The following is a 23480-nucleotide window of genomic DNA, read 5'->3' as shown; positions in this document are numbered from 1 at the left end:
TTGTTCATTCCGGCGCACTTAGGTGCGAATGTTTAACAAGGCAAGAACCAGCGCACTACACCGTGAGTCGCTGTGACCCGAGTTCGCTTGAAACACGATGCGTTCCGGCGAGTGTCGTCGTGCGTTGACGGATCGTCTCCATGAAGCGCCATTCACTGGTCGCGCGCTGCGGTGTCAGCTCGAGCACCATGTAGCCGCGTTGGTGCGTGTTGACCCATTTGAGCTGCTCGCTGTTGGAGACTAACGATCGTGCGAGCTGATCCGGCGGGATCCAGCCGAGCGAATTCTCCATGCCCGGCGAGGTGACCGATTGTCCCGCAAACTCGATCCCTGCCCCGCCTAATTCGGACGCCCAGGCGTTATGTGTATCGCCAGTCAGGACAACGAGGTTTGCGTCCGCATCGCGTGCCGAGTTCAGCAATCGCTCGCGTGCAGCAGGATAGCCGTCCCACGCGTCCATATTGAGCGGCAATCCCTGATTTGCGACGAGTGCACGGTTGCGCAGTCGCGAACTGATGAATTCGCTCGCTTCCGCCGGGATGTTTTCGGCCAAGGACGGGTCGGCATAAAGCTCGGCCATGATCACCTGCTGGAGCAACACTTGCCACTTGCGGCCCGAACGCACGGAAGCAGCCATGCCGCCTGACAGCCAGCTCTCCTGTTCGCTTCCGAGCAATGTCCTAGAGGCATCCCGCCACTTGCCGTCGCGGAAGGCCGAGAGCTTGGCGTCCCATTCAGGTCCCGGCTCAAGCCCGCTGAGGAGCTCGGAGTAGCTGAATTGTTTGTCACGCGCGGTAATCCGGGTTTCGATGCGGAACAGCGTAACGAGGTCACCGATCTGGTAGCTTTCCCACAGCGCATCGCTGATTGGCATCCACTCGCGATAGACCCTGAGCGCGGTGGCTTTGCGCACCTCCCACGAACCCTCGGTTTCGGGCTGGTGGTTTTGCGCCCCGTCTTTCCACGGATCGTTGGTGAACTCGTGATCGTCCGGCACGGGAATCATAGGAAATAATTGATGGATGCGCTGGAGGTCAGGATCGCTGCGATAGGCTGCGTAGCGCATCCGGTAGTCAGCCAGTGCAACAATCTCATGCGCCGGATCGAGAACGCGGCCGTTTTGCGTCTGGCTTGGCGAGGGATAGGTCCCTTGCGGATACTCGTAGATATAGTCGCCCGTGTGCAGGACGCAGTCAAAGTCGCCGGCTTCGGCGGCATGGGCATAGGCGTTGAACCAGCCAAAGCCGAGATTGGAACATGCGAACACAGCCATGCGCCACTTGTCGATCCCGCCTTGAGGCAAAGTACGCGTCCGGCCGAAAGGTGACATCGCGCCATCGGGTGCAATGAAGCGAAAATAGTACCAGCGATTGGGCGAAAGCCCGCTTGCGATTGCCTTGACGCACCAGTCTCGATCGGGCGACGCTTCCACTTCGCCGCTGCTGACGACCCGCGCAAAATCGATCGCGTCGGACACTTCGAAGCGCAGCATCGCAGGTTCGCCGCTGGCGGGCCGAAAGCGGGTCCATAACAATACAGAATTTGCCGCCGGCTCGCCGCTCGCAACATTGTGCGTGAAGCCGCGCGCGCGCTGGAATGCACTCGCGTTCGCAGCCGCCGGAAGCCCGGCCATGCCAAAGAGGCCTGCAGCGAGGATCGAACGGCGATCGGTGGTGAGCGCCGGCGGCGCTTGCGGCTTCTCGGTTGGGTGCATGACCTCTCCTCTCTCGATTCATGCAATCCTAGGATTTCGTGGCGATTACAAGGCCTCATCAAATCACGGAGCCGTGCAGCACCAAATTGGTGCGGCTTGACTTGCCCTTGACGGGAAAGGACAAGCTTAGGGGTTACACGGGCTCAAGGGGGCGCAAGAGAATGGATCACGAGACTGCGGCGAACGAAAGCGCTTTCGAATTCGAAGGCACGTGGCAGGAATTTGCGCCGATTGCCTTTACCAACCTGCTGCTGACAATTGTCACTCTAGGCATCTACCGCTTCTGGGCGACTGCGCGCGAGCGGCGCTACCTGTGGTCGCGCAGCCGCTTTATCGACGAACGTCTGGAGTGGGCGGGGACCGGCCTTGAGCTGTTCCTGGGCTTCCTGATCGTGCTGGTGCTCTTCATCTTGCCTTTCACCCTGCTCAACTTTGTCCTTCAAGGCGCGATCTTCCGCGACCAGCAATGGCTTGCGGTCATCCTGTTTTCGGCCGCATTCCTGTTCATCTTTTACCTCACCGGCGTCGCCCGCTTTCGCGCGCTGCGCTATCGCCTGGCACGCACGCGCTGGCATGGCATTCGCGGTGGGAGTGATGATCCGGGCTTCAAATTCGGCCTTTCCTATATGTGGAAGACCTTCGTCGGCTATATTCCGGCCAGTTTGCTCGTGCCCTGGTCGATGACAAGCTTGTGGAACGAGCGCTGGAGCAAGATGAGCTTCGGGCCTTTTCAGTTTCATTCTGACGCTAGGGCGAGCGAAGTTTTCGCGCGCTACTTGCTCTTCTACCTCGCGCCGATCATTCTGTTTGTGGGCCTAGGGGTCGCTGCAGTTTCGGGTGGAGGTCTTGGATACGGCGTGGGAGGGGAATCCGGTGCCGGGATCGGGGCCGGACTTGGGATCTTCCTGGCGCTCGTCATCTGGTTTCTTGGCCTCGGTCTGATTGCCGCTGCGTTCTATGCCAAGTTCTATCGAGAAGCGGTCGGAGCAACCCAATTGGGTGACCTCCATTTCCATTTCGGCGCATCGACGATGGACTGGGTGAAGCTCTATCTTGGTGACTTTTTTCTAGTTGTCTTCACACTCGGCATCGGTTGGATCTTCCTGAGCTATCGCCACTGGAAATTCTTCATCAACCACATGGAAGCCTCAGGCGAAGTGCGGCTCGACGAGCTGACGCAGTCCACCACCAAGACTTCGAAGCACGGCGAAGGCCTGCTCGATGCCTTCGATGTGGGAGCAATCTGAACCTTGACCGACGACGAGCGCATCCCGGTCAGCTGGTACGACGGCCAATCGGCCGCGCGCCACGATGGCTGGGCGGCGCTAGAGGGTCCTGGCACCATCCGGCTGCGATCCGATTGGGGTGACGATGTCGCAGTCGCAGCGGACGACCTGCGCCATGTCGACAGCCGCCGCGACAGTCATGTCTATGCGCTCGGCAGCAATGACAACTTTCGCCTGACCGTGCCGCGCGACCTGCCCGCCAGCTTTGACGCAGTGCTTCCGGGCGAAGCGAGATATGGCGGATGGGTTGATCGCTTCGGCCTCATCAAGGCGAGCATCGCCTTCGGGCTGGTCAGCGCAGCAGCACTATCAGCGTTCCTCACCGCGCCCGAATGGCTCGGCCCGCGCGTCCCCGAAACCTGGGAGCGACGCTTGGGCGATGCGATGATCGGCGATTTCGGCAACCGGCTGTGCAGCACTCCTTACGGTGACGAGGCGATCGCGAAAATGGTCGAGGCCGTCGATCCCGGAGCCGAGAAAGTCCGCGTGGGCGTCGCCAATATCGACATGGTCAACGCGGTCGCGCTCCCCGGCGGGCAGATTCTTCTGTTCGACGGACTGATCCAGGAAGCGGAAAGCGTCGAGGAAGTGGTGGGCGTGCTAGCCCACGAAGTCGGCCACGTTCGCGAGCGCCATGTCATGACTTCGGTCCTGCGCCAGTTTGGCCTGTCGATCCTGTTAAGCGGCTTCAATTCCAGCTTTGCGGACACAGCCTTTGGTGTCGCCAGCCTCGATTACTCGCGCGACGCCGAACGCGAAGCCGATTCCTACGCCCGCGCCCGGTTGCAGGAAGCTTCCATCTCCCCGCTGGGAACCGCTGCCTTCTTCGAGCGCATGATCGAGCAATACGGCGGCGATGAAGATGGCGAGCCCGCGATTGTCGGATGGATCGCCACGCATCCCTCTTCAGGCGAGCGAGCCAAGGCATTTCGCGACGCGCATGAGAAGGGCCGCAACTACCGCCCGGTCCTGACCGAGGCCGAATTCGGAGCGCTCAAGACCATGTGCGAAGAGGACGAAGACGTCGAAGACTTCGACATGTTCTTTTAGGGACATATTCTACTGAAACCTTGCAATCGCGGCGGGGCCAACCGAGACGGTGGCAATGAGCGAAGTCCAATTTCACCAAATGCCCGACGGAAGGCGCATCGCGTACCGCTTCAACGCCGGTTCCGGTCCAGCGCTAGTGTTCCTGCCCGGCTACATGTCTGACATGGATGGCGGCAAGGCGACGACCCTGTTCGAATGGGCCAGCGGGGAAGGACGCGCTGCATTGCTGCTGGATTACTCCGGTTGCGGTCAAAGCAGCGGCAACTTTGCCGACGGCACACTGTCGCTTTGGCGTGAGGAAGTGCTGGCGCTCATCGATGCCAGGCTGACAGGAGATCGCGTGGTCGTGGTCGGCTCCTCGATGGGCGGATGGCTGATGCTGCTGGTGGGATTGGCGCTGGGAGACCGGCTTGCCGGCCTGCTGGGCATCGCCTCGGCGCCCGATTTCACCGAGTGGGGCCGTTGGGAAGCAGACAAGGCCCGGCTGGCTGCAGGCGAAATCGTGTTCGATGAGAATCCCTATGGTCCCGAGCCAACGCCGATGCATCCGGGCTTTTGGCAGAACGGCCAGTCGCAGCTCTTGCTTGGCGGCACGATCGGCCTCGATTGCCCAGTACGCCTGCTCCACGGCCAGCAGGATGAGGATGTGCCATGGGAGATCACGATGCGGCTTGCCAGGGCGCTTGGTTCACCCGATGTGCAGGTCACCTTGGTCAAGGACGGCGACCACCGCCTGTCACGTGAGCAGGACATCGCCTTGCTGGTGCGCACGGTCAGTGCCCTGCTCGAAACTGCCGAGGAATCTGACAAAAGATGATCATCGCGACGCTCCTGCTCATGGCCGCGCAAGTCGGCCCGAACCCCTCTCCATTGGAGCTCGAGCCACTGCCGATCCCGCGCGGCAAGCCATCCGTAGTCGCGGCACCCGATGCGCCCCAACCCGATCTCGCCACCGCAGCTCGTACCGGGGCGATCGCGGGAAACCAGTCTATCATTTCGGGCGATCATGACGGGGCAGCTGAACTGCTCCGACAGGCGCAGGATGCCGCCATCGCGGCAGATGAGCCGACGATGGCAGCCGAAATTGGGCTTGATCGCGCACGGGCGCTGATGATGCTTGGCAGGACGGACGAAGCCGCCAACTTGCTCGAAGCAGCGAGGGTCGATCTACCTGGCCATGCGCATGCCTGGGTTGTCTCCTCGGTCAATGCCCGCCGGATGGGCGAGTTCGAGAATGCGACCACGCTGATTGCCGAGGCGCTGTCCTTCGCGCCTAAGGATCCCGGCGTCAATCTGGAAGCGGGTACGCTGGCTTACGTGGCAGGCGACGACGAATCCGCTCTGATGCACTGGCAGGGTATCATCGACCGCGCACCGGAAAGCAGCGAAGCTGAATTCGCGGCGCAATATATCGAATCGCTGAAGGCCACTGCGGCCTTTGGTGTCGGGGAGAATTAATGGTTCACCTGTCAGTCCTAGACCTTGTTCCGGTGCGCGAAGGCGGCACACTAGGTGAAGCCTATGATGCCGCCAAGGATCTCGCGCGAACTGCGGAGACCTGTGGCTATAACCGCTTCTGGGTTGCCGAGCATCACGCAATGGAAGGTATCGGCGGGGCTGCGACTTCGGTGGTGATCTCGGCCATTGGCCACGTCACCTCGACCATCCGCATCGGTGCTGGTGGCATCATGCTGCCCAACCACAATCCGTTCGTCATCGCCGAGCAATTCGGCACGCTCGATGCGCTGTTTCCCGGAAGGATCGACCTCGGGCTCGGCCGCGCGCCCGGTGCCGGCCCCGAGTTGCAGCAGGCGCTGCGCAAGAATCTTCACCAGGCAGCCGAATACTTCCCGCAGGATGTGATCGAGCTTCGTGCCTTGCTGACCGGGGATATCGATTTGCCCATCAAGGCCACGCCGGGCATCGGCTCGAACGTCGAGATGTGGATGCTCGGCTCAAGCCTGTTCGGTGCGCAGCTCGCGGCCAAGCTCGGCATGCCATATGCCTTCGCCAGCCACTTCGCCCCCGATCACCTCGACACCGCACTCGAGCTCTATCGCCGTGATTTCGAACCGTCCGACTATTGCGAAAAACCGCATGTCATGGCTGCGATGATGGTACTGGCTGCGGATACCGATGAGGAAGCCGAGTACTTAGCCTCAAGCCAGGGGCAGGCATTTGTCCGCCTGCGCACGGGTGAACCCGGAAAGCTCCCGCCGCCGATCCGGGATTATCGAAAAGGCTTGCCCGCTCCGGCCAAGGCGATGCTCGATCACATGGGGCAGGCCCATGCGGTCGGCACGGTGGATACGGTACGCGAGAAGATAACTGCATTCGTCGAGCGCACTGGCGCAGACGAGATTATCGTGGCGGGTTCGACATTCGATCCAGCAGCCCGGACCCGCTCGCTCGAACGGACGATGGAAGCCGTTGCCAGTTGAGCGAGCAAGCCCGGGAGCATTCGAAGTGCATGCCGGCCAAGGGTGACACCGGCATACATGTCTATTGTAGAGAGCTGTGGGCATTTGCGGGCGGGGATCGAGAAAATTTGCCGCTCACCACGCTTGCGGCGACTCGGCTGGAAGCCTATTCGCGCATCTATGCTGCATAACGTAGCAAGAAAATTATAACGGGTACGCGTAGCAGCGCGGCCCAACGGAGCAGCAGGTATGGGAACGACACAGTCCCGCTCGGCCGGCAAGAAATCAGCCGCCAAACATTCTCCTGAACTTGCCAAGGCTTTGAGCGCGCAGCTCAGCGCATCGGTCCTACCTGGCGACACGCCTTTCGAAACCGGTCGTCTCGCCGAGGCCGCGCGCTTCGTGCTCGAGGCGGGAATGCAGCGCGAGCCGCTACGTTCGGCCATGCTGATCGAATCCGCCAGTGAAGAGCGACGCTTCATGCGCATCGCGATCATCAATGACGACATGCCGTTCCTGGTCGACTCGATAGCTTCCACGCTGTCCGATTACGGGCTCGCAATCGATCGGCTTGTGCATCCCGTAGTTGCCGTGCGGCGCACCGCTGCCGGCAAGCTCACCGCGCTCGGAAAATCGGCAACGGACGCGCTGCTCGAATCGATGATCTACATCGAGACGAACCGTATCGATGCGCGGCAGCGGCGCGGCCTGGAAAAGGCACTGCGGACAACGCTGGCCGATGTGAGGGCCGCGGTCACCGATTGGCCCATGCTGCAGGAAAAGGCCGCGCGCGACGCAGCCGGTCTTGAAGACGCCGAAGGCCGCGCGCTGCTCGAGTGGCTTAATGGCGGCATGCTGACCCAGCTCGGTCATGTCACAGTCTCACGCGATGGACAGCGGTCCGAAGTGCTCGGCATTTGTCGCAAGAGCGCCAAGAACCTGCTTGCGGATCCGTCGATCGAGCGGGCCTTCAAATGGTTCGAAGAAGGCGAGGTCGGCCACCTGAGCGAGCCGCTGATCGTCAAGGCCAACATCATCAGTAATGTGCATCGCCGGGTGCCGCTCGATCTATTTATCGTGCCGCAGCGCGAGCGGGGCAAGGTGCGTGCACTGTCGATCCATTCGGGGGTGTGGACCAGTGCGGCTCTGGCTGCGCCGCCATCCACAGTGCCGCGGCTGCGCCAGCAGCTGCAAACCCTTTTCAAACGGCTCGATTTCGATCCGGCTGGACATGCGGGCAAGGCGCTCGTCCATGCGCTCACGACGCTGCCGCACGACCTGGTGATCGGCTTCTCCGACAATGATGTCGAACGTGTCTCGACCGCGCTGATGAGCCTCGTTGATCGGCCACGCCCGCGCTTGGCGCTGGTTGAAGCACCGCTCGGGCGCCACGTATTTGCTTTCGTCTGGCTGCCGCGCGATATGCTTTCGACGCAGGTGCGGCTGCAGATCGAGGAACTCATCGAAGATGCCAGCGGCGCGCAGATGCTTGACTGGAGCGTCGAAGTAGAAGGCGGCAACCTTGCGATGCTGCGCTTCGTGCTCGACGCGAGAGTGAGCGGCAAGATCGGGGACGAAGCGGCAATCGAGAAAAGCCTCGAGACCATGCTGCGCGGATGGGCAGAAGCGGTCGAAAGTGAATTGGCGGAGATCGTCGAGCCCAGTCGCGCAGCTGCGATAGCCGCGCGCTATGCCGATGCCTTCCCCCAGCAATATCGCGCCAACCAAGGTCCAGGCGAGGCGGCGCTCGATCTCCAGCGCCTACGGCAATTGCGCGGCCATGATCCGGCCAGCGCAGAGCGGCACCGCGATGCGCGGCTGCTCCAGGCTGGCTCCGGCAATGCCGGCGATTTACGGCTCAAGGTCTATCAGGGCGAGGGTAGTCTTCCGCTATCCGACGCCGTGCCGGCGCTTGAGAACTTCGGCTTCACGGTGGTCTCGGAAATCCCCACGAAACTTGCCGATGGCGATTTTGGCACGATCCATGATTTCACGGTCGAACTGCCGGACGGCATCGATCCTCCCGCCGTGATCGAACGGGCGGAGCCGATCGAGCAGGCAATTGCCGAAGTGCTGAACGGCAGGGCCGAAGACGATACCTTCAATGGCCTCGTGGTCGCCAACGGCCTGTCGGAAAGCGAGACGGTATGGCTCCGCGCATTCTACCGCTACCTGCGCCAGACCGGCATGGGTTTCACCATATACACCGTGGTCGACGCGTTGCAGCGCGCCCCCAAAGTGACGGCTGGCCTCGTGGCGCTGTTCCATGCGCTGCACGACCCCGACTTCACCGGTTCGCGCGAGGCCGCAGCCGACGAGGCGCGCTCATCAATCCGGCGCGCGCTGGTCCAGGTAGCCGCAATCAATGATGACCGACTGCTGCGCCTCTATCACTCGTTGATCGAAGCGATCTTGCGCACCAATGCCTTCGCGCCCGCGCGTGAGGAAGCGCTCGCATTCAAAATCGAATCGATCAAGGTGCCCGGCCTGCCCAAGCCCGTGCCATGGCGCGAAATCTTCGTCTATTCGCGCCGCGTCGAAGGCATCCACTTGCGCGCCGGACCAATTGCGCGCGGCGGCCTACGCTGGTCCGACCGGCGCGACGACTTCCGCACCGAAATCCTCGGCCTGATGAAGGCGCAGCGGGTCAAGAACGCCGTGATCGTGCCAACCGGCGCAAAAGGCGGCTTCTATCCCAAGCAGTTGCCCTCTCCAGCTAAGGATCGCGCAGGTTGGGCTGCTGAAGGGCAAGCGAGCTACGAAGTATTCATTCGCAGCCTGCTTTCGGTCACCGATAACATCGTCAAGGACAAGGTGGTCCACCCCGAGCGCGTGGTAATCCGCGACGGGGAAGATCCCTATTTCGTGGTTGCTGCAGACAAGGGAACAGCACGGTTCAGCGATGTTGCCAACGCAATTGCCGAAAGCCGCGACTTCTGGCTCGATGACGCATTCGCGAGCGGCGGCTCCAACGGATACGACCACAAGGCCATGGGCATCACCGCGAAGGGCGCATGGGTCAGCGTCCAGCGCCATTTCCTGGAAATGGGTATCGACGTCCAGACCGATACTATACGCGTCGTCGGCTGCGGCGACATGTCGGGCGACGTGTTTGGCAACGGCATGCTTCTCTCGAAAGCGATCAAGCTGGTCGCGGCGTTCGACCACCGGCATATCTTTATCGATCCCGATCCCGATCCGGCCAAGAGCTGGAAGGAGCGCAAGCGCCTGTTCGAACTCGCCTCCTCGAGCTGGGAAGATTACAATAGCGATCTGATTTCGCGCGGCGGCGGGGTGTTCTCGCGCGCCGAAAAGCGGATCAAGCTGACCAAGGCGGCGCAGGATGCGCTGGGTGTGGGCACGGCGGAATGGGAGCCGGACGCGCTCATATCCGCGATTCTCAAATCCTCTGCAGACCTCATCTGGTTCGGCGGAATTGGCACCTACATCAAGGCCAGCCACGAGAATAATGCGCAAGTCGGTGATCCGGCCAACGATGCCTTGCGCATCGATGCCGAAGAAGTCCGAGCCAAGGTCATCGGCGAGGGCGCCAATCTCGGTTCCACCCAGGCCGGACGTATCGAGTTCGCGTTGAATGGCGGACGGATCAACACCGATTTCATCGACAATTCTGCCGGGGTCGATTGTTCGGACAACGAGGTCAACATCAAGATTGCCCTCGCTGCCGCCAAGCGCACCGGCAAGCTGAGCGAGCGATCCCGCAACCTCTTGCTCAAGAAGATGACCGATGAGGTCGCCGAGATCGTCCTGGAAGACAACCGGCTCCAGGCTCTGGCGCTTTCGATTGCGGAATTGCGCGGTTCCAGCGCGACCGATTCCTACCTGCGCCTGATGGAAACGCTTGAGGATCAAGGCGGGCTTGATCGCCGTACCGAAGGGCTGGGCGACAACGAAACGCTCTCGCGACGTGCGGGCGATGGCGCCGGACTTACGCGGCCTGAACTGGCCGTCTTGCTGTCATCGGCGAAACTGATGCTGCAGGATGCGATCGAGGGAGGCGATCTCGCGCAGGACAAGACCCTTGTCTCGACACTGCTCAAGGCGTTTCCCACGCCCATGCGCGACAAATTCCGGCACCAGATTCTCAATCATCGCCTGCGCACCGAACTTATTGCCACCAAGCTTTCCAACCGGATCGTAAACCGGCTTGGTCTCATCCACGCCTTCGAGCTGGTCGAGGAAGAGGGTGTCGATCTGGCCGAGGTTGCCGCGGCATTCGTCACCGTCGATCGCCTGTTTGGGCTTGAGGAGCTGTGGGAAGAGCTCGACCACGCCAAGATGAACGAATCTGCTCGGCTGCTACTGTTCGACCGCGTGGCCGCAGCAGTCGGCAATCTGATGTCTGACGTGCTCCGGACGGCTTCGGGCCATGTCGTGCCTTCGCAGATGATTGCCGAACTGGGCGCGCGTATCGCCACACTGGACGAATCGACCGACCAGTTGCTGGCCAATCAATCGCGCCAGCAATCGCAGGGACTTCGCGACGAATTGGTTGCCGCCGGTGCCTCGGAGAAACTTGCAGAGCGGGTCGCACACCTGTTCAATCTAGATGGCGCAGTTGGTCTGGCCGACCTTGCCCGAGACACCGGCATTGCACCCAAGCCCATTACCCAGGCATTCACCGATGTTGGCGAGAAGTTGGGGCTCGACTGGGCGCAAAGCACGGCAGCCATGATGAACCCTTCCGATGTCTGGGAACGACTGCTGGTTGCGGGGCTCGCGCGCGATTTCCAACAGATGCGGCTAGAGCTGCTGCGGCGATTGGCGCGCCGCAAGGGCGCGAAGAAGGACATGCCGCAAGTGGTCGAAAAGTGGTCTCAGGAGAATGCCCAGGCGGTCAGGCGCTTCAGCGGTATCATCGCGCGGGCCAAGCGCCAGACCTCGGTGGCCCCGGCCATGCTGGCACAGATCGCCAGTATGGCGCGCAACCTCCTCGCCCGCTGAGCAAGACGCTTCGGAAAGGTTCATAGGCTTGACGAACGGCGATTTTCCGCCGAATCGGGGCCGATGGACAAAGCCGATGTTGTGATCGTGGGGGCGGGCCACGGCGGGGCGCAGGCAGCGATTGCGCTGCGCCAAGCGGGCCACGAGGATAGCATCCTGATACTCGGGCGCGAACCCGAGATCCCCTATGAACGTCCCCCACTCTCGAAGGAGTACTTCGCCGGCGACAAGCCATTCGAGCGTATTCTGATTCGGCCGGAGAAGTTCTGGCAGGACAAGAATGTTGACGTGCGAACCAGTGCCAACGTCACCGAAGTCGACTGGATGGGACACGAGGTCGTGCTCGGTGATGGCAGCCGAATTGGCTATCGCAAGCTGGTCTGGGCCGGGGGCGGTGCGCCGCGGCGCCTGTCGTGCCCGGGTGCCGATGGCGAGGGTATGCACACTGTTCGGACCCGCGCCAATGTTGACCAGCTAAGGGCGGAGATCGATGCCGGCGCAAAACGTGCGGTCGTAGTCGGCGGCGGGTATATCGGGCTCGAAGCCGCAGCTGTGTTGCGCAAATTCGATTGCGAGGTGACACTGCTTGAAGCGCTGCCGCGCGTTCTCAACCGCGTCGCAGGCGAGGCCATCTCAAGCTTTTATGAAGCAGAACACCGTGCGCATGGCGTCGACGTGCGCACTGAAACGGGCCTCGAGCGGATCGAGCTGGAAGACGGCAAGGTCAAGGCGGTCATCCTTGCCGATGGCGAGGCGCTGCCTTGCGATATCGTAATCGTGGGAATCGGAATTGTGCCTTCGGTCGGCCCTCTCATTGCAGCAGGCGCGTCCGGAACCAATGGCGTCGATGTCGACGAATTCTGCCGGACGACACTCGATGACATTTATGCGATCGGGGACTGTGCCGCCCACGCCAATACTTTTGCCGACAATGCGGTGATCCGGCTTGAATCGGTGCAGAACGCCAATGATCAGGCCACCACTGCCGCCAAGGCAATCATGGGAGACAAGCAACCCTATGCGGCATTCCCGTGGTTCTGGTCGAACCAGTATGATCTCAAGCTGCAAACTGCCGGCCTGTCGCTCGAACACGATGCGACTGTTGTTCGCGGCAATCCGGCGGACCGTAAATTCTCGGTTATCTATCTCAAGGAAGGGCGCGTGATCGCACTCGACTGCGTCAACAGTATCAAGGACTATGTGCAAGGCCGCAAGCTGATCGAAACGCAGGCGACGCCCGATCCCGAACAGCTTGCCAACATTGATGTCCCGCTCAAGGAGTTGCTGTAAGTCGCCGGATAGCCCAGCCAGCGGCTTCAGCCACAACGGGATCGGGGTCTGATTGCAGTTCAGCCACCGGATTGAGCAAGTGCTGATCGCCTGAGTTACCAGCCGCTACCAGGCAATTCCTGACGAAGCGGTTGCGCCCAATACGTTTGATTGGCGAGCCGGAGAAAAGCGCCCGGAATGCCGCATCGTCGAGTGACAGCAAGTCCGCGAGGCGCGGCGCAACAAGTTCGTCGCGCGGCAGGAAGGCGCGATGCGCCGCAGCGGTCTCGGCGAACTTGTTCCATGGGCAGACTGCAAGGCAATCGTCGCAGCCATAGATCCGGTTGCCGATCGCTTCGCGAAACTCCTCGGGAATCGGCCCATCATGCTCGATCGTCAGGTAGGAGATACAGCGCCGCGCATCGACCACGTATGGCTGCGGAAATGCATCTGTCGGACATGCGTCCTGGCAAGCGTTGCATGAGCCGCAGCGATCCTCGTGCGGTTCGTCGGGCGGAAGCTCCAGCGCCGTGTAAATCGCGGCGAGAAACAGCCAGTTGCCATGCTCTCGGCTGACAACGTTGCTGTGCTTGCCCTGCCAACCAATCCCGGCAGCTTCGCCCAGCGGCTTTTCCATTACCGGCGCGGTATCGACGAAGACCTTGAGCTGGGTATCGCCAAGCCCAAGCGATGTGGCTTCAGCGACAAGGTATCGCGCAAGCGCCTTGGCCGCTTTCTTCACTATGTCGTGATAGTCGCGGCCTTGCGCGTAGACCGATATCCGCGCGCGGTCGCCAACACCTTCCAGCGCCAAGGGATCGTGCGCAGGCGCATAGCTCATGCCCAATGCGATAACGCTTTGTACGTCCGGCCACATGCTTTGCGGCCCCTGTCGAACCTCAGCGCGCGCTTCCATCCAGCCCATCGTGCCGTGATATTCTTCAGCCAGCCATTGCTTCAACCGGCTAGCGCGCATCGGGTCATCCGCCGCGGGCGCAACGCCGAATGCCGCGAAGCCGAGGCGCCTCGCCTCCGCCTCCAGCTGCGCTTTCAACCTTTCCGGAAGCGCAGCGTTAACCATGCTTGGGGTTGCTCCCATTCATTTCCTAGGGTTAACCACCTGATCCATGGACATGGCGCTAAGCGATCCCGATGCGGGGGGCAATCCCGACGCAGTGCAGGCTTCAGCGCCAGCTACCTCTCGCCAGCTGGCGATTGAGGCGCGCAGCCTCGTCAAACGGTTCGAAGGGACGCTTGCGGTAGACGGGGTCGACATCTCGGTTCCTGCAGGGGCGATCTATGGAATTCTTGGCCCCAATGGCGCTGGCAAGACCACGACATTGCGCATGCTGTTGGGCATTATCGATCCCGATGAAGGCGTGCGGCGTGTGTTCGGGCATGACAAGCCGCAAGAGATTGCACGGCTGATCGGATACCTGCCCGAAGAGCGGGGTCTATACCCGGCAATGAAAGCCTACGATGCGATTGCGTTCATGGGGGCGCTACGCGGGCTGCCTTTGAAACTGGGGCGCGAACGCGCACGCGAACTACTTGAGGCGCATGGGCTTGACCACGCCGCCGAACGCCAGATTCGCCAGCTCTCCAAGGGCATGGCGCAGCAGGTCCAGCTGCTTGGGACTTTGGTGCACAAGCCCAGGCTTGTGGTGCTGGATGAGCCTTTTTCGGGCCTCGATGCAATCAATCAGGGCAAACTCGAGAAACTGATCCGAGACCTCGCCGCAGAAGGCGCAACTGTCATCTTCTCGACACACGTCATCGCTCATGCCGAGCGCTTGTGCGAAGGCATTGCCATCATCGCCGGCGGCAAGGTCCCCTATGCCGGCTCTGTCGATGCAGCGCGCGACCGTATCCCCGCGCAAGTGCGCCTCGAAACCGGCGATGCCAAGGGAGACTGGCGCAAGGCCTTGCCTGCCAATGCGCGGCGAGAAGAGAAGGCCGATGGCTCCGCACTGTGGCATTTCGACCTGCCTGAGGGCGGTACCGACAGTCTGCTACGAGGCCTGGTGGAAGGTCATGCCGAAATCCTCTCGCTCTCGATCGAGCGGGCCGGGCTGCACGATGCCTTCGTGCATATTGCAGGCGAAGCGGCGGCTAGCGCGCTCGAGGAAGAGAAAGATACGGGAGGCCGGCGATGAGCAATCGCGTGACCGAAGTCTCCCCGACAGCGCATTCCCGCCTCGCGCTGTGGCAAGCCGTATGGGTGATCGCGCGCCGCGATTTCCTCGCCGTGCTTTTCAGCCGCGCCTTCCTGTTCTTCCTGTTGGGTCCGCTGTTCCCGATCCTGGTCGGGGGGCTTGCAGGGGGCATCGGCGGAGAAGTGCAGCGTCAATCGGCCGCCACGCATATCGGCGTCGCCATGGCGGACGAAGATTTCGAGCGGATTTTCACGGCCAAATCCAACCTTGCCGGCGACATCGGCCAGTTACTCCCGCCCATGACGAGGGTGGAAGTCGACGAAACGACGGGTGAGTTCGCCACTACGCGCGAGTTGCTCGCGGACGAGGATCGCAACCTTGCCGCGATACTGTCAGGCACGGTAGCCGACCCGGTGTTAACCGGCCCGCCGGGACAGATTTCCCGCGTTACCCCGTCGGTCAAACTGATCGTGGCTGAAGCCGCCGGCCAGGCCAACACCGCTTTTCCCGCGATATCCATGGACGAGATTCGCAACAGCAGCACTGCGGCGAATGTTCGCACCGACCGCATCCGCACGGCGCAAGCGTCGCAGATGCTCCTGTTCCTGCTGACCATGCTCCTCGCGGGCATGGTGCTTTCCAATCTGGTGGAAGAGAAAGCCAACAAGATCATCGAAATCCTCGCCGCCGCGATTCCGCTCGACGCGCTGTTTCTAGGCAAACTGTTCGCCATGCTTGGCGTGTCGCTGGTGGGAATAGCCGTGTGGGGAGGGGTTATCGTCGGGCTGTGGGCCGCAGTAGGCGAAGCCGTTACGCAGGTCACAAGCCAGGATATGTCCGACCTGCCAACTCCCGCATTGGGTTGGGCTGGGTTCCTGGCGCTGGGTCTCGCCTATTTCACCATGGCGTATCTATTGCTGGGCTCGCTGTTCCTCGCGATCGGCGGGATGGCCGCAACTGTGCGCGAGGTGCAGACTCTGTCGATGCCCGTAACATTGGTGCAGCTGCTGGTGTTCTTCTTCGCAGCTTCGGCCATTCCTTTCCTGGGCACCAACTACGAACTCGCCGCAACGATATTCCCGCTGTCCTCGCCATTCGCCATGCTCGCACGAGCCGCTCTGGTCGACACACTTTGGCCCCATGTGCTTGCATTGGCCTGGCAGGCCTTATGGGTAGGGATCACGATCAAGCTCGGCGCTGCCCTCTTCCGTAAGCGCGTGCTCAAGTCCGGAGGGGCCGGGACCGAGAAGAAGCGTCGCTGGTGGCGCAAGCGCGCTGCTGCATGATCGGTTTCTGATCGCAACCTTATTGACATTTCTGTAAGTAGCTGCAGGATGTCACGAAATGACGGCCGAGTCCCATAGCCGTCTTCAAAACGGAGAGAGACATGGCGACCCAGGCCGCTGAGAAGACCCAATGGAGCAGCTCACCATCTGCTTATCAGGCGATCACGGAGCATCGCAAAAAGCATCCGGAAGACAAGCTCGAGCACCCGCACAAGTGGGATGTCAGCCGCTCAGACATTTATTTCAATCACACCTGGATGCCGATCTTCAAGGAAATGCGCGACGCAGGGCCGCTGCATTACATTCCCGAAAGCCCGTTTGGTCCCTATTGGGCGGTCGTCCAGCACAAGGCGATCCAGCACATCGAAGCGCTGCCCGAACTGTTCTCTTCCAGCTGGGAACATGGCGGCATCACCATTCTCGAACGCCTGAGCGACGAACAGCTCGAGGAAATGGGCCGCGAACGTTTCGAATTGCCGATGTTCATCGCAATGGACCGGCCCAAGCATACCGGCCAGCGGCGCACGGTAGCCCCCAAATTCACTCCCTCGGCGATGAGCGCCATGGAAGGCGAGATCCGTCAACGCACCGGCGAATTGCTTGATACTTTGCCGCGCGGCGAAGTCTTCGATTGGGTAGACAAGGTCTCGATCGAACTCACCACCGGCATGCTTGCCATCCTGTTCGGCTTCCCATGGGAAGACCGACGCCTGCTGACCTTCTGGTCAGACTGGGCAGGCGACACCGAAGGCGCGACAATCCGTGATCTTGACGAGATGCGACAGGGCTTCCTGCGCGAAATGGCCGCCTATTTCATGCAGCTGTGGACCGCGCGCGCGCAGAACCCCGAAGGCGAGGATCTCATTTCGATGATGATCCGCTCCGAGGCGATGAACCAGCAAAGCCCGGAAGAGTTCATGGGCAATCTCGTGCTGTTGATCGTGGGTGGCAACGACACGACCCGGAACACGATGAGCGGGATCGTGCATACGCTCGACAAATTCCCCGAGCAGCGGAAACTGTTCGAAGAGAACCCGGACCTGATCCCCAACGCCGTGCAGGAAATCCTGCGTTACCAGGTGCCGCTCGCGCATATGCGCCGGACCTGCACCGAGGATACCGAACAGTTCGGTCAGAAGATCAAGAAGGGCGACAAGGTCGTGCTGTGGTATCTGTCGGCCAATCGCGACGAGGAAGTATTCGAGAACCCGGATCAGCTCGATATCACGCGTGAGAACGCACGGCGCCAGATCGCTTTCGGCTACGGCATCCATCGCTGTGTCGGCGCCCGGCTGGCCGAGCTTCAACTGCGCGTCCTGCTTGAGGAGATGCACAAGCGCCGCATGCGCGTGCATGTCGCCGGCGATGTGGAGCGCGTGCGCGCCAACTTCGTGCATGGCTTCCGCAAGCTGGAAGTCGAAATCACCGAGTTTTGAGCACGCCCGCGAAATTCTGTAACCGATAGGCTGTTCCGGGCGGATTAAGGCTTGGACAGCTAGAGGTTGCGAATGGCAAAGTTGAAAACGAAGACTGTAGCACGGCGTGAAACGCTCGCTCTTTTGGCGGGTGCGGCGTTCATGCCGCTGCTTTCAGCGTGTGGGCAGGCTTCGGCTACCGCCCGGTCTTATCCAATCAAGCATAGCGATGCCGAGTGGCAGCGACGCCTTACCAAGGCTCAGTACCGCGTTTTGCGGCAACAGGCGACCGAGCGCCGCTTCACCTCCCCGCTCAACGACGAGAAGCGCACCGGCACCTATCACTGCGCCGGCTGCGACAGTCAGGTCTATTCCTCCAAGACGAAGTATGACAGCAAAACGGGCTGGCCGAGTTTCTGGCGCGCGCTACCAGGAGCGGTTGGGAAGGATACCGATTACAAGATCGGCTACCCACGCACCGAAGTGCACTGCGCCGATTGCGGCGGCCACCTCGGACATATTTTCAGCGATGGGCCAAGGCCAACCGGCGAGCGTCATTGCATCAACGGCGTTGCCCTGAAGTTCCGGCCTGCCTGAGTTGGGGCGTCAGCCCTGAAGCAATTCGGGGCACTGCAGCTTGGCTGCCAGCAGCGCGAATTCACTCAGGCTGAAATGATTGTCGAATGCCAGGCCATAGGAATTGTCCTGACGCCAGCGTACTTTGGCGCGCACTTTTGGCATTCCACTCGCTTCGATCTGCAGTGGTTGCTCGATCGCAAACATCGCTTCGCAATCGAGCAGGGCGCCCTGTTGAGAGAGATTGCGAATATCTCCGCTGAATCGCTGGGTAATGGTCGTGACGCTCGTTGGCAGACTTACTTCCACGCGTAACTGGCGTTTGGGGAATTTTCCTGTCTCGACGATCAGCTGCTCGACATCGACCGAAGCGGGAAAGGTAAAGCTCGCCACGAGGTCCTGCATGCGGACCATGTTGAGTTCGTAGCGCAGTCCGTTCTGGAGCACGAGCTCCATGCGATCATCGGACGGAAGCGCATGGAAACTACGCAGGCTGATACCGGTTTCCGAGACATCGCGGACCACGCATACAAACTCGCCCTTGGAACATACGAGCTTAGCGCTTCGAATCAGCGAGGTGTAACGAGTGGCCTGGCGACGCTCGGCACTGCCTGCATCCGCCCGAGCACTGTCCAGATTGCTCGTCTGATAGTCCATTATCGCCAACCCCCGGCTTATCCGACCGTCTTCGGCCAACACCCATGTCCTAGCCGCACAGGCGTTTGGTCATGGCTACTAACCACCTAAGGGTTAAAACGGATTAAAGGCTGTTCGAGCGCATTTTCCGCAAGATTTTGAATGTGGTGCGGGTGGTGGGACTCGAACCCACACGATCTATAGGATCAGGGGATTTTAAGTCCCCGGCGTCTACCATTCCGCCACACCCGCCCGGTGCCAGCTCGCTATCCGCGCGCCTCTATCCGTCCACGCAAGCAACAGCAACGGTGCACGCAAAATGCAATGGACAGGTTTGCGGAATTTTTCTCGGTTGCGGAAGAGCGCCGGTCAGCGAAACTTCGCTGCGGCCTAGCCTTCGTTCAAAACGCGGCGCATTTCCTTGCCGGGCTTGAAATAGGGCACACGCTTGGCCGGTACATCGACCGCTTCCCCGGTTCGCGGATTGCGGCCTTTGCGCGCGTCGCGCTGGCGAGTGGAAAAGGCTCCAAACCCTCGCAGCTCAACCCGTCCGCCCTCGGCAAGTCGTGTCGCAATCTCATCAAAGAAGATATCGACGATCTGCTCGACTTCTTCCGCCCGTAAATCCGGGTTGTCCTTGGCAATCGCCTGCAGCAATTCCGATCTGATCATTCCGGCCTCCCATCCGGCCCTCTTGGGCTCGGCGGTGAAAATGGTCTGCGCAACCCGTTTGTCCTGTTGCCGCGATGATTCCGTTCGGCAACATCAGCATGGTGCCAGAGACTCGGCCAACAGGCAAGTCGCGAGGCTCAGAAAGTCAGCCCATCCAGAATGTTAGATCATTTGCGGCACTAGGCTTCGGCAAGGAGGTCTCGCGCCGAGATCCCGAGACGCTCCATCCGTTCACGAATTTCCGGCCATTCCTCGCTGAGGAATTGGGCGCGCTCGCGCGCGCGTAGTTTGGCCGCGGCGCCTTCAACAACATACATGCCGACCCCGCGCTGCACCTCCACCAGGCCATCTGACTGGAACTGCTGGTAGGCCTTGGCCACGGTAAGGGGATTGGCCCCCTGCTCCGCCGCCAAAGCACGGACCGACGGAAGCATGGCGCCCTCGGCATAATTGCCGTCGATTATCGCCGCAGCGATCTGGTCGCGCAGTTTGAGATATACCGGGCGGCTTTGTTGGCTCATCGGACAGTCCTTCCTCGGTGCATCAGTGCCATAATACAGCGGAGCAGGTCAAGGGCGCAGTCATGGAAAATGCCAGCAATTCTGCGGTTTCCAATGAAACTAATGCTTCACACCGGCGATTTGGGCGCTAGTGTGCGCGCCCATGGAGCACGCGGAGGCGTGAGCTGGAGAGGGATTCCCGAATGAAAGACATGGCCTTGTGGAACGAGGGCGACTGGGTTGCCGTCATTGCGGCGATTATCCTGGCGGCCTTCCTGACCGGCGGAATGCTCATCGCGGCGAGCAAGAAGCAGGAACCGCTGGGTCACCCCAAGGGTCTCTACATGCTGTTCTTCGCTGAGATGTGGGAGCGCTTTTCCTTCTACGGCATGCGCGCGCTGCTGATCTTCTATCTCACGCAGCACTGGCTTTTCAGCGACGGTGAATCGACCGTCATCTACGGCGCTTATGGCAGCCTCGTTTACATCACTCCGGTCCTCGGCGGCTGGCTTGCCGATCGCTATCTCGGACAGCGCAAGGCGGTGCTCTTTGGCGGCGTCCTGCTGACACTCGGCCATATCGCAATGGCCGTTGAAGGCGACGGCGGGCAGGGTGATCCGGCGATCAATGTCTTCTGGATGGCGCTGGCGCTGATTATCGTTGGCTCGGGCTTTCTCAAGGCCAATATCTCGGTGATGGTTGGCCAGCTCTACAAGCTGACCGATCCGCGCCGCGATGCTGCCTACACCATCTTCTACATGGGCATTAACGTCGGCGCTGCCGCCGGTACGATCCTCGCCGGCTACCTCGGCCAGACAATCGGCTGGGCTTACGGCTTCGGCGCTGCCGGTGTCGGCATGTTCGTAGGCCTTGTCGTGTTCGTCGTTGGCAGGAGCGCTTTGCGCGGTGCGGGTGAGCCACCGGCGATCCTCGCCAAGGGCAAAGAGTTCGCGATCTACGGCGCCGGTGTTGCTGCGGTCGCAGTGATGTGGGCACTGATCCAGTACCGCGAGGTCATCCAGACTCTGCTCATTGTCTCGGGCGTCGCATTGCTGGGCTACGTCCTCTACCAGGCTTCCAAGCTGGAGAAGGAACCGCGCGAGCGGATATGGGCGATCCTGTTCCTGATTGCGCTCAACCCGCTGTTTTGGGGCCTGTTCGAACAGGCCGGCGGCAGCCTCAATCTCTATACCGACCGCTATATCGAGATCGGCGACATTCCCGCATCGGTGTTCCAGTCGATCAATCCGATCTACATCATTCTGTTCGCGCCGCTCTTCGCCATGCTGTGGCAATGGCTGGGCAGGAGAGGCCTCGAACCGTCCGCTCCGGCGAAGTTTGCCCTGGCGTTGTTCCAGGTCGGTGCCGGTTTCCTTGTCTTCGTGTGGGGTGCACAGAGCGTGGGCATGGCGGCGATGACGCCGGTGCTGTTCCTGTTCCTGATCTACCTGCTGCACACTACTGGCGAACTTTGCCTCAGCCCTGTCGGCCTTTCGGCAATGAACCGGCTCGCGCCGAGCTTCATGGCCTCGCTCATTATGGGCGCATGGTTCTACATGACGGCAGTCGGCAGCTTCGTTGGCGGGAAGATCGGCGAGCTTACCGGCGGCGAAAGCGGTGAGATGTCGAAAGATATCACACTTGAGATCTACAACCAGATCGGCTGGATCGCGATCGGCGTTGGCGTGATCGTGCTGTTGCTCAGCCCGATCGTGAAGCGCTGGATGCACCTCGATACGCTCGAGGACGAGACGGTCGATGACGATCTTCTGGGCCAGAGCGAGCTTGGCGAACCAGGCGGTGCCGGCCTACAGCCGGGGATGCGTCCGCAGAACTGATCAGCCGGGTCTCATTTATGAGTTGCATTTTGCAACTAACGATGGCCTAATCCTGGGAGGGAGATCGCCATGGAACCCGCACTACTGTCGTTGACTGCTGCCTCGATCGCTTTCGTTGGCACGCATTTCGCATTGTCGCATCCCTTGCGCGCGCCGCTCGTGGGCATGGTGGGCGAAAAGGGCTTTCCGGCAATCTACTCGCTGGTCGCCCTCGCCACCTTCATCTGGATGGTGCTGGCTTTCCGCGCCGCCCCCAGCCCTGACCTTCCCGGAAGCGGAGAATTCGGATGGATCGCGGTCAGCGTGATCACCATTCCCGCGATCGTGCTGTGGCTGGGCTCTTTCAAGGGCAATCCGGCGATGCCAATGCCCGGGGCTGAGAAGGCCGCGCAGGCGGAGCCGAGCGGCGTTTTCCGCGTCACCCGCCATCCGATGATGTGGAGCTTCGCGCTGTGGGCGGTCTCGCACCTGATCCTGTTCTGGAGCATGCGCACGCTAATCGTCGCTAGCGCCGTGCTGTTCCTCGCGCTGGTCGGTGCGAAGATGCAGGATCGCAAGAAGCAGGCACTGATGGGCGAGGCCTGGATCGGTTGGGAAAGCCGCACCAGCTATTGGCCGAAATGGAGCGCGCTGTTCGGCGTCGGCTGGGGCCTTTGGCTGATCGCGATTGCGGTATGGCTGCTCTTCAGCTGGCTGCACATTCCTGTCGCCGATGTCCCCGCCGGGGTCTGGCGCTGGTTCTAAATCCTACTGGATGGAGCACATGGAGCACTGTCCATGCGCCGGGAAAACGGCTGTTCTGCGCGAGTTCTCCGGGCGTTCGACGATTTCAAGGAGCCGCCCGCAAGCTATCTCCGCACGCCGCTGTAGGAAACGCTATTCGCCGGTGAAATGCGCCGCGCGCTTTTCGAGCAGCGCGTCGATCCCTTCCATGTGATCATTGGTCAGGTGCATCAGCGCCTGCGTATTCGCCGCCATCTCGAGCGCGGTGTCATACGTGACCGAGCGCCCCTGCCGCATCAGGTTCTTGGCATGGCGCAACGAATGCGGCGGCATGGCGGCGATCTTGCCTGCCAGCGCCCGCGCCTCGTCCATCAGCGCATCGCCATCGACCACGCGGCTGACGAGGCCCCAATCGAGCGCGGTCGCCGCATCGATCACGTCGCCGGTGTAGAAGAGTTCGGCCGCACGCGCCTCGCCGATAATGCGCGGGAGGATCCACGTCCCGCCGTCGCCCGGGATGATCCCCAGCTTGAGGAATGTGACGCCGAACTTCGCCTTGTCCGAAGCAATGCGGATATCGCCGAGACAGGCGAGATCGCAGCCGAGGCCGATCGCCGCGCCATTGACGGCAGAGATCAACGGTACGCGCAGGCCATAGAGCGCGCGCAGCACCTTATGGATATTGTTGCGATAGCCGTCCGAAATCTCGGGCGCATTCCCGCCGAAGCTGCCGGTGCGTTCCTTCATCGCCTTGATATCACCGCCCGCGCTGAACGCCCGCCCCGCGCCCGTCAGGATCACGCAGCGCACATCCATATCGGCATTGATCGCATCGCAGGCCGCCGCGAAGGCATCGCCGTCGCCCTTCGCGCCAAGCGGGTTCATCGTTTCCGCACGGTCAATGGTGAGCGTGGTGACGTGGTTTGCGGTTTCGATTTTCAGGAGGCTCATGGGCTGGTCTCTTTGCGATTGGC

Annotated in this window: 20 protein-coding genes and 1 tRNA gene; 14 read left to right on the top strand and 7 right to left on the bottom strand. The window is 61.2% G+C overall.

What is annotated here, in order from left to right; genetic code table 11:
* Positions 1-55: 55 nt before the first annotated feature.
* Positions 56-1714 carry an alkaline phosphatase D family protein gene (locus ACEWMW_RS05185; protein ID WP_409412827.1) on the bottom strand — a complete coding sequence of 553 codons (1659 nt, stop codon included), beginning with the start codon at positions 1712-1714 and terminating at the stop codon, positions 56-58.
* A gap of 161 nt (positions 1715-1875) precedes the next feature.
* On the opposite strand from ACEWMW_RS05185, the gene ACEWMW_RS05180 reads away from it, so the two are divergent.
* The 8 genes from ACEWMW_RS05180 to ACEWMW_RS05145 all read left to right on the top strand — a co-directional run bounded on the left by ACEWMW_RS05180 (position 1876) and on the right by ACEWMW_RS05145 (position 12725).
* A complete protein-coding gene (locus ACEWMW_RS05180) occupies positions 1876-2961 on the top strand; it encodes a YjgN family protein (RefSeq protein ID WP_409412826.1) in 1086 nt (361 codons plus the stop codon).
* 3 nt (positions 2962-2964) lie between these two features.
* Positions 2965-4050, top strand: coding sequence for a M48 family metallopeptidase (locus ACEWMW_RS05175; protein ID WP_409412825.1), 1086 nt, complete (start codon positions 2965-2967; stop codon positions 4048-4050).
* Between the two features lie 55 nt (positions 4051-4105).
* Positions 4106-4867 carry an alpha/beta hydrolase gene (locus ACEWMW_RS05170; RefSeq protein WP_409412824.1) on the top strand — a complete coding sequence of 254 codons (762 nt, stop codon included), beginning with the start codon at positions 4106-4108 and terminating at the stop codon, positions 4865-4867.
* Positions 4864-5508 carry a tetratricopeptide repeat protein gene (locus ACEWMW_RS05165; protein WP_409412823.1) on the top strand — a complete coding sequence of 215 codons (645 nt, stop codon included), beginning with the start codon at positions 4864-4866 and terminating at the stop codon, positions 5506-5508. The genes ACEWMW_RS05170 and ACEWMW_RS05165 overlap by 4 nt, the downstream gene beginning before the upstream one ends.
* A complete protein-coding gene (locus ACEWMW_RS05160) occupies positions 5508-6491 on the top strand; it encodes an LLM class flavin-dependent oxidoreductase (protein WP_409412822.1) in 984 nt (327 codons plus the stop codon). The genes ACEWMW_RS05165 and ACEWMW_RS05160 overlap by 1 nt, the downstream gene beginning before the upstream one ends.
* A gap of 29 nt (positions 6492-6520) precedes the next feature.
* The gene (locus tag ACEWMW_RS05155; RefSeq protein ID WP_409412821.1) at positions 6521-6661 is read left to right on the top strand and encodes a hypothetical protein; all 141 of its coding nucleotides are present in this window, start codon (positions 6521-6523) and stop codon (positions 6659-6661) included.
* A gap of 58 nt (positions 6662-6719) precedes the next feature.
* Positions 6720-11435 carry an NAD-glutamate dehydrogenase gene (locus ACEWMW_RS05150; protein WP_409412820.1) on the top strand — a complete coding sequence of 1572 codons (4716 nt, stop codon included), beginning with the start codon at positions 6720-6722 and terminating at the stop codon, positions 11433-11435.
* A 63-nt stretch (positions 11436-11498) separates the two neighbouring features.
* Positions 11499-12725 (top strand): NAD(P)/FAD-dependent oxidoreductase, encoded by a 1227-nt coding sequence (locus ACEWMW_RS05145; protein WP_409412819.1) that lies wholly within the window; start codon positions 11499-11501, stop codon positions 12723-12725.
* Here ACEWMW_RS05145 and queG read toward each other — a convergent pair.
* The gene (queG, locus tag ACEWMW_RS05140; protein ID WP_409412818.1) at positions 12709-13785 is read right to left on the bottom strand and encodes a tRNA epoxyqueuosine(34) reductase QueG; all 1077 of its coding nucleotides are present in this window, start codon (positions 13783-13785) and stop codon (positions 12709-12711) included. The two genes, ACEWMW_RS05145 and queG, sit on opposite strands and share 17 nt — an antisense overlap.
* 52 nt (positions 13786-13837) lie before the next feature.
* Between queG and ACEWMW_RS05135 the strand changes: the two genes are divergently transcribed.
* The 4 genes from ACEWMW_RS05135 (at position 13838) to msrB (ending at position 18158) form a co-directional block, all read left to right on the top strand.
* Positions 13838-14860: an ABC transporter ATP-binding protein gene (locus tag ACEWMW_RS05135; RefSeq protein WP_409413607.1), complete on the top strand. Its 1023-nt coding sequence runs from the start codon at positions 13838-13840 to the stop codon at positions 14858-14860.
* Positions 14857-16146 (top strand): ABC transporter permease, encoded by a 1290-nt coding sequence (locus tag ACEWMW_RS05130; RefSeq protein WP_409412817.1) that lies wholly within the window; start codon positions 14857-14859, stop codon positions 16144-16146. The genes ACEWMW_RS05135 and ACEWMW_RS05130 overlap by 4 nt, the downstream gene beginning before the upstream one ends.
* A gap of 101 nt (positions 16147-16247) precedes the next feature.
* A complete protein-coding gene (locus ACEWMW_RS05125) occupies positions 16248-17582 on the top strand; it encodes a cytochrome P450 (RefSeq protein WP_409412816.1) in 1335 nt (444 codons plus the stop codon).
* Between the two features lie 72 nt (positions 17583-17654).
* Positions 17655-18158, top strand: coding sequence for a peptide-methionine (R)-S-oxide reductase MsrB (msrB, locus tag ACEWMW_RS05120; protein WP_409412815.1), 504 nt, complete (start codon positions 17655-17657; stop codon positions 18156-18158).
* Between the two features lie 9 nt (positions 18159-18167).
* Here the strand turns inward: msrB and ACEWMW_RS05115 are convergent, their stop codons facing one another.
* The 4 genes from ACEWMW_RS05115 to ACEWMW_RS05100 form a co-directional block, all read right to left on the bottom strand.
* On the bottom strand, positions 18168-18794 hold the full coding sequence (locus tag ACEWMW_RS05115; protein WP_409412814.1) for a PilZ domain-containing protein: 627 nt from the start codon (positions 18792-18794) through the stop codon (positions 18168-18170).
* 144 nt (positions 18795-18938) lie between these two features.
* A tRNA-Leu gene (locus tag ACEWMW_RS05110) sits at positions 18939-19025 on the bottom strand.
* Positions 19026-19163: 138 nt separating this feature from the next.
* Complete coding sequence (locus tag ACEWMW_RS05105) at positions 19164-19445, bottom strand: integration host factor subunit beta (protein ID WP_409412813.1); 282 nt, start codon at positions 19443-19445, stop codon at positions 19164-19166.
* A 179-nt stretch (positions 19446-19624) separates the two neighbouring features.
* The gene (locus tag ACEWMW_RS05100; protein WP_409412812.1) at positions 19625-19966 is read right to left on the bottom strand and encodes a GntR family transcriptional regulator; all 342 of its coding nucleotides are present in this window, start codon (positions 19964-19966) and stop codon (positions 19625-19627) included.
* 182 nt (positions 19967-20148) lie between these two features.
* On the opposite strand from ACEWMW_RS05100, the gene ACEWMW_RS05095 reads away from it, so the two are divergent.
* Positions 20149-21783, top strand: a complete 1635-nt coding sequence (locus tag ACEWMW_RS05095) for a peptide MFS transporter (RefSeq protein ID WP_409412811.1) — start codon at positions 20149-20151, stop codon at positions 21781-21783.
* 69 nt (positions 21784-21852) lie between these two features.
* Positions 21853-22527: an NnrU family protein gene (locus ACEWMW_RS05090; RefSeq protein ID WP_409412810.1), complete on the top strand. Its 675-nt coding sequence runs from the start codon at positions 21853-21855 to the stop codon at positions 22525-22527.
* A 132-nt stretch (positions 22528-22659) separates the two neighbouring features.
* Here ACEWMW_RS05090 and ACEWMW_RS05085 read toward each other — a convergent pair whose 3' ends face one another.
* Positions 22660-23457: a crotonase/enoyl-CoA hydratase family protein gene (locus ACEWMW_RS05085; protein WP_409412809.1), complete on the bottom strand. Its 798-nt coding sequence runs from the start codon at positions 23455-23457 to the stop codon at positions 22660-22662.
* Positions 23458-23480: the final 23 nt, after the last annotated feature.

Source organism: Litorerythrobacter xanthomarinus, assembly GCF_046254955.1.
Taxonomy (GTDB): Bacteria; Pseudomonadota; Alphaproteobacteria; order Sphingomonadales; family Sphingomonadaceae; genus Qipengyuania_C.
The sequence above is the reverse complement of the archived record's forward strand: the minus strand, read 5'-3'. Positions and strand labels throughout refer to the sequence as shown.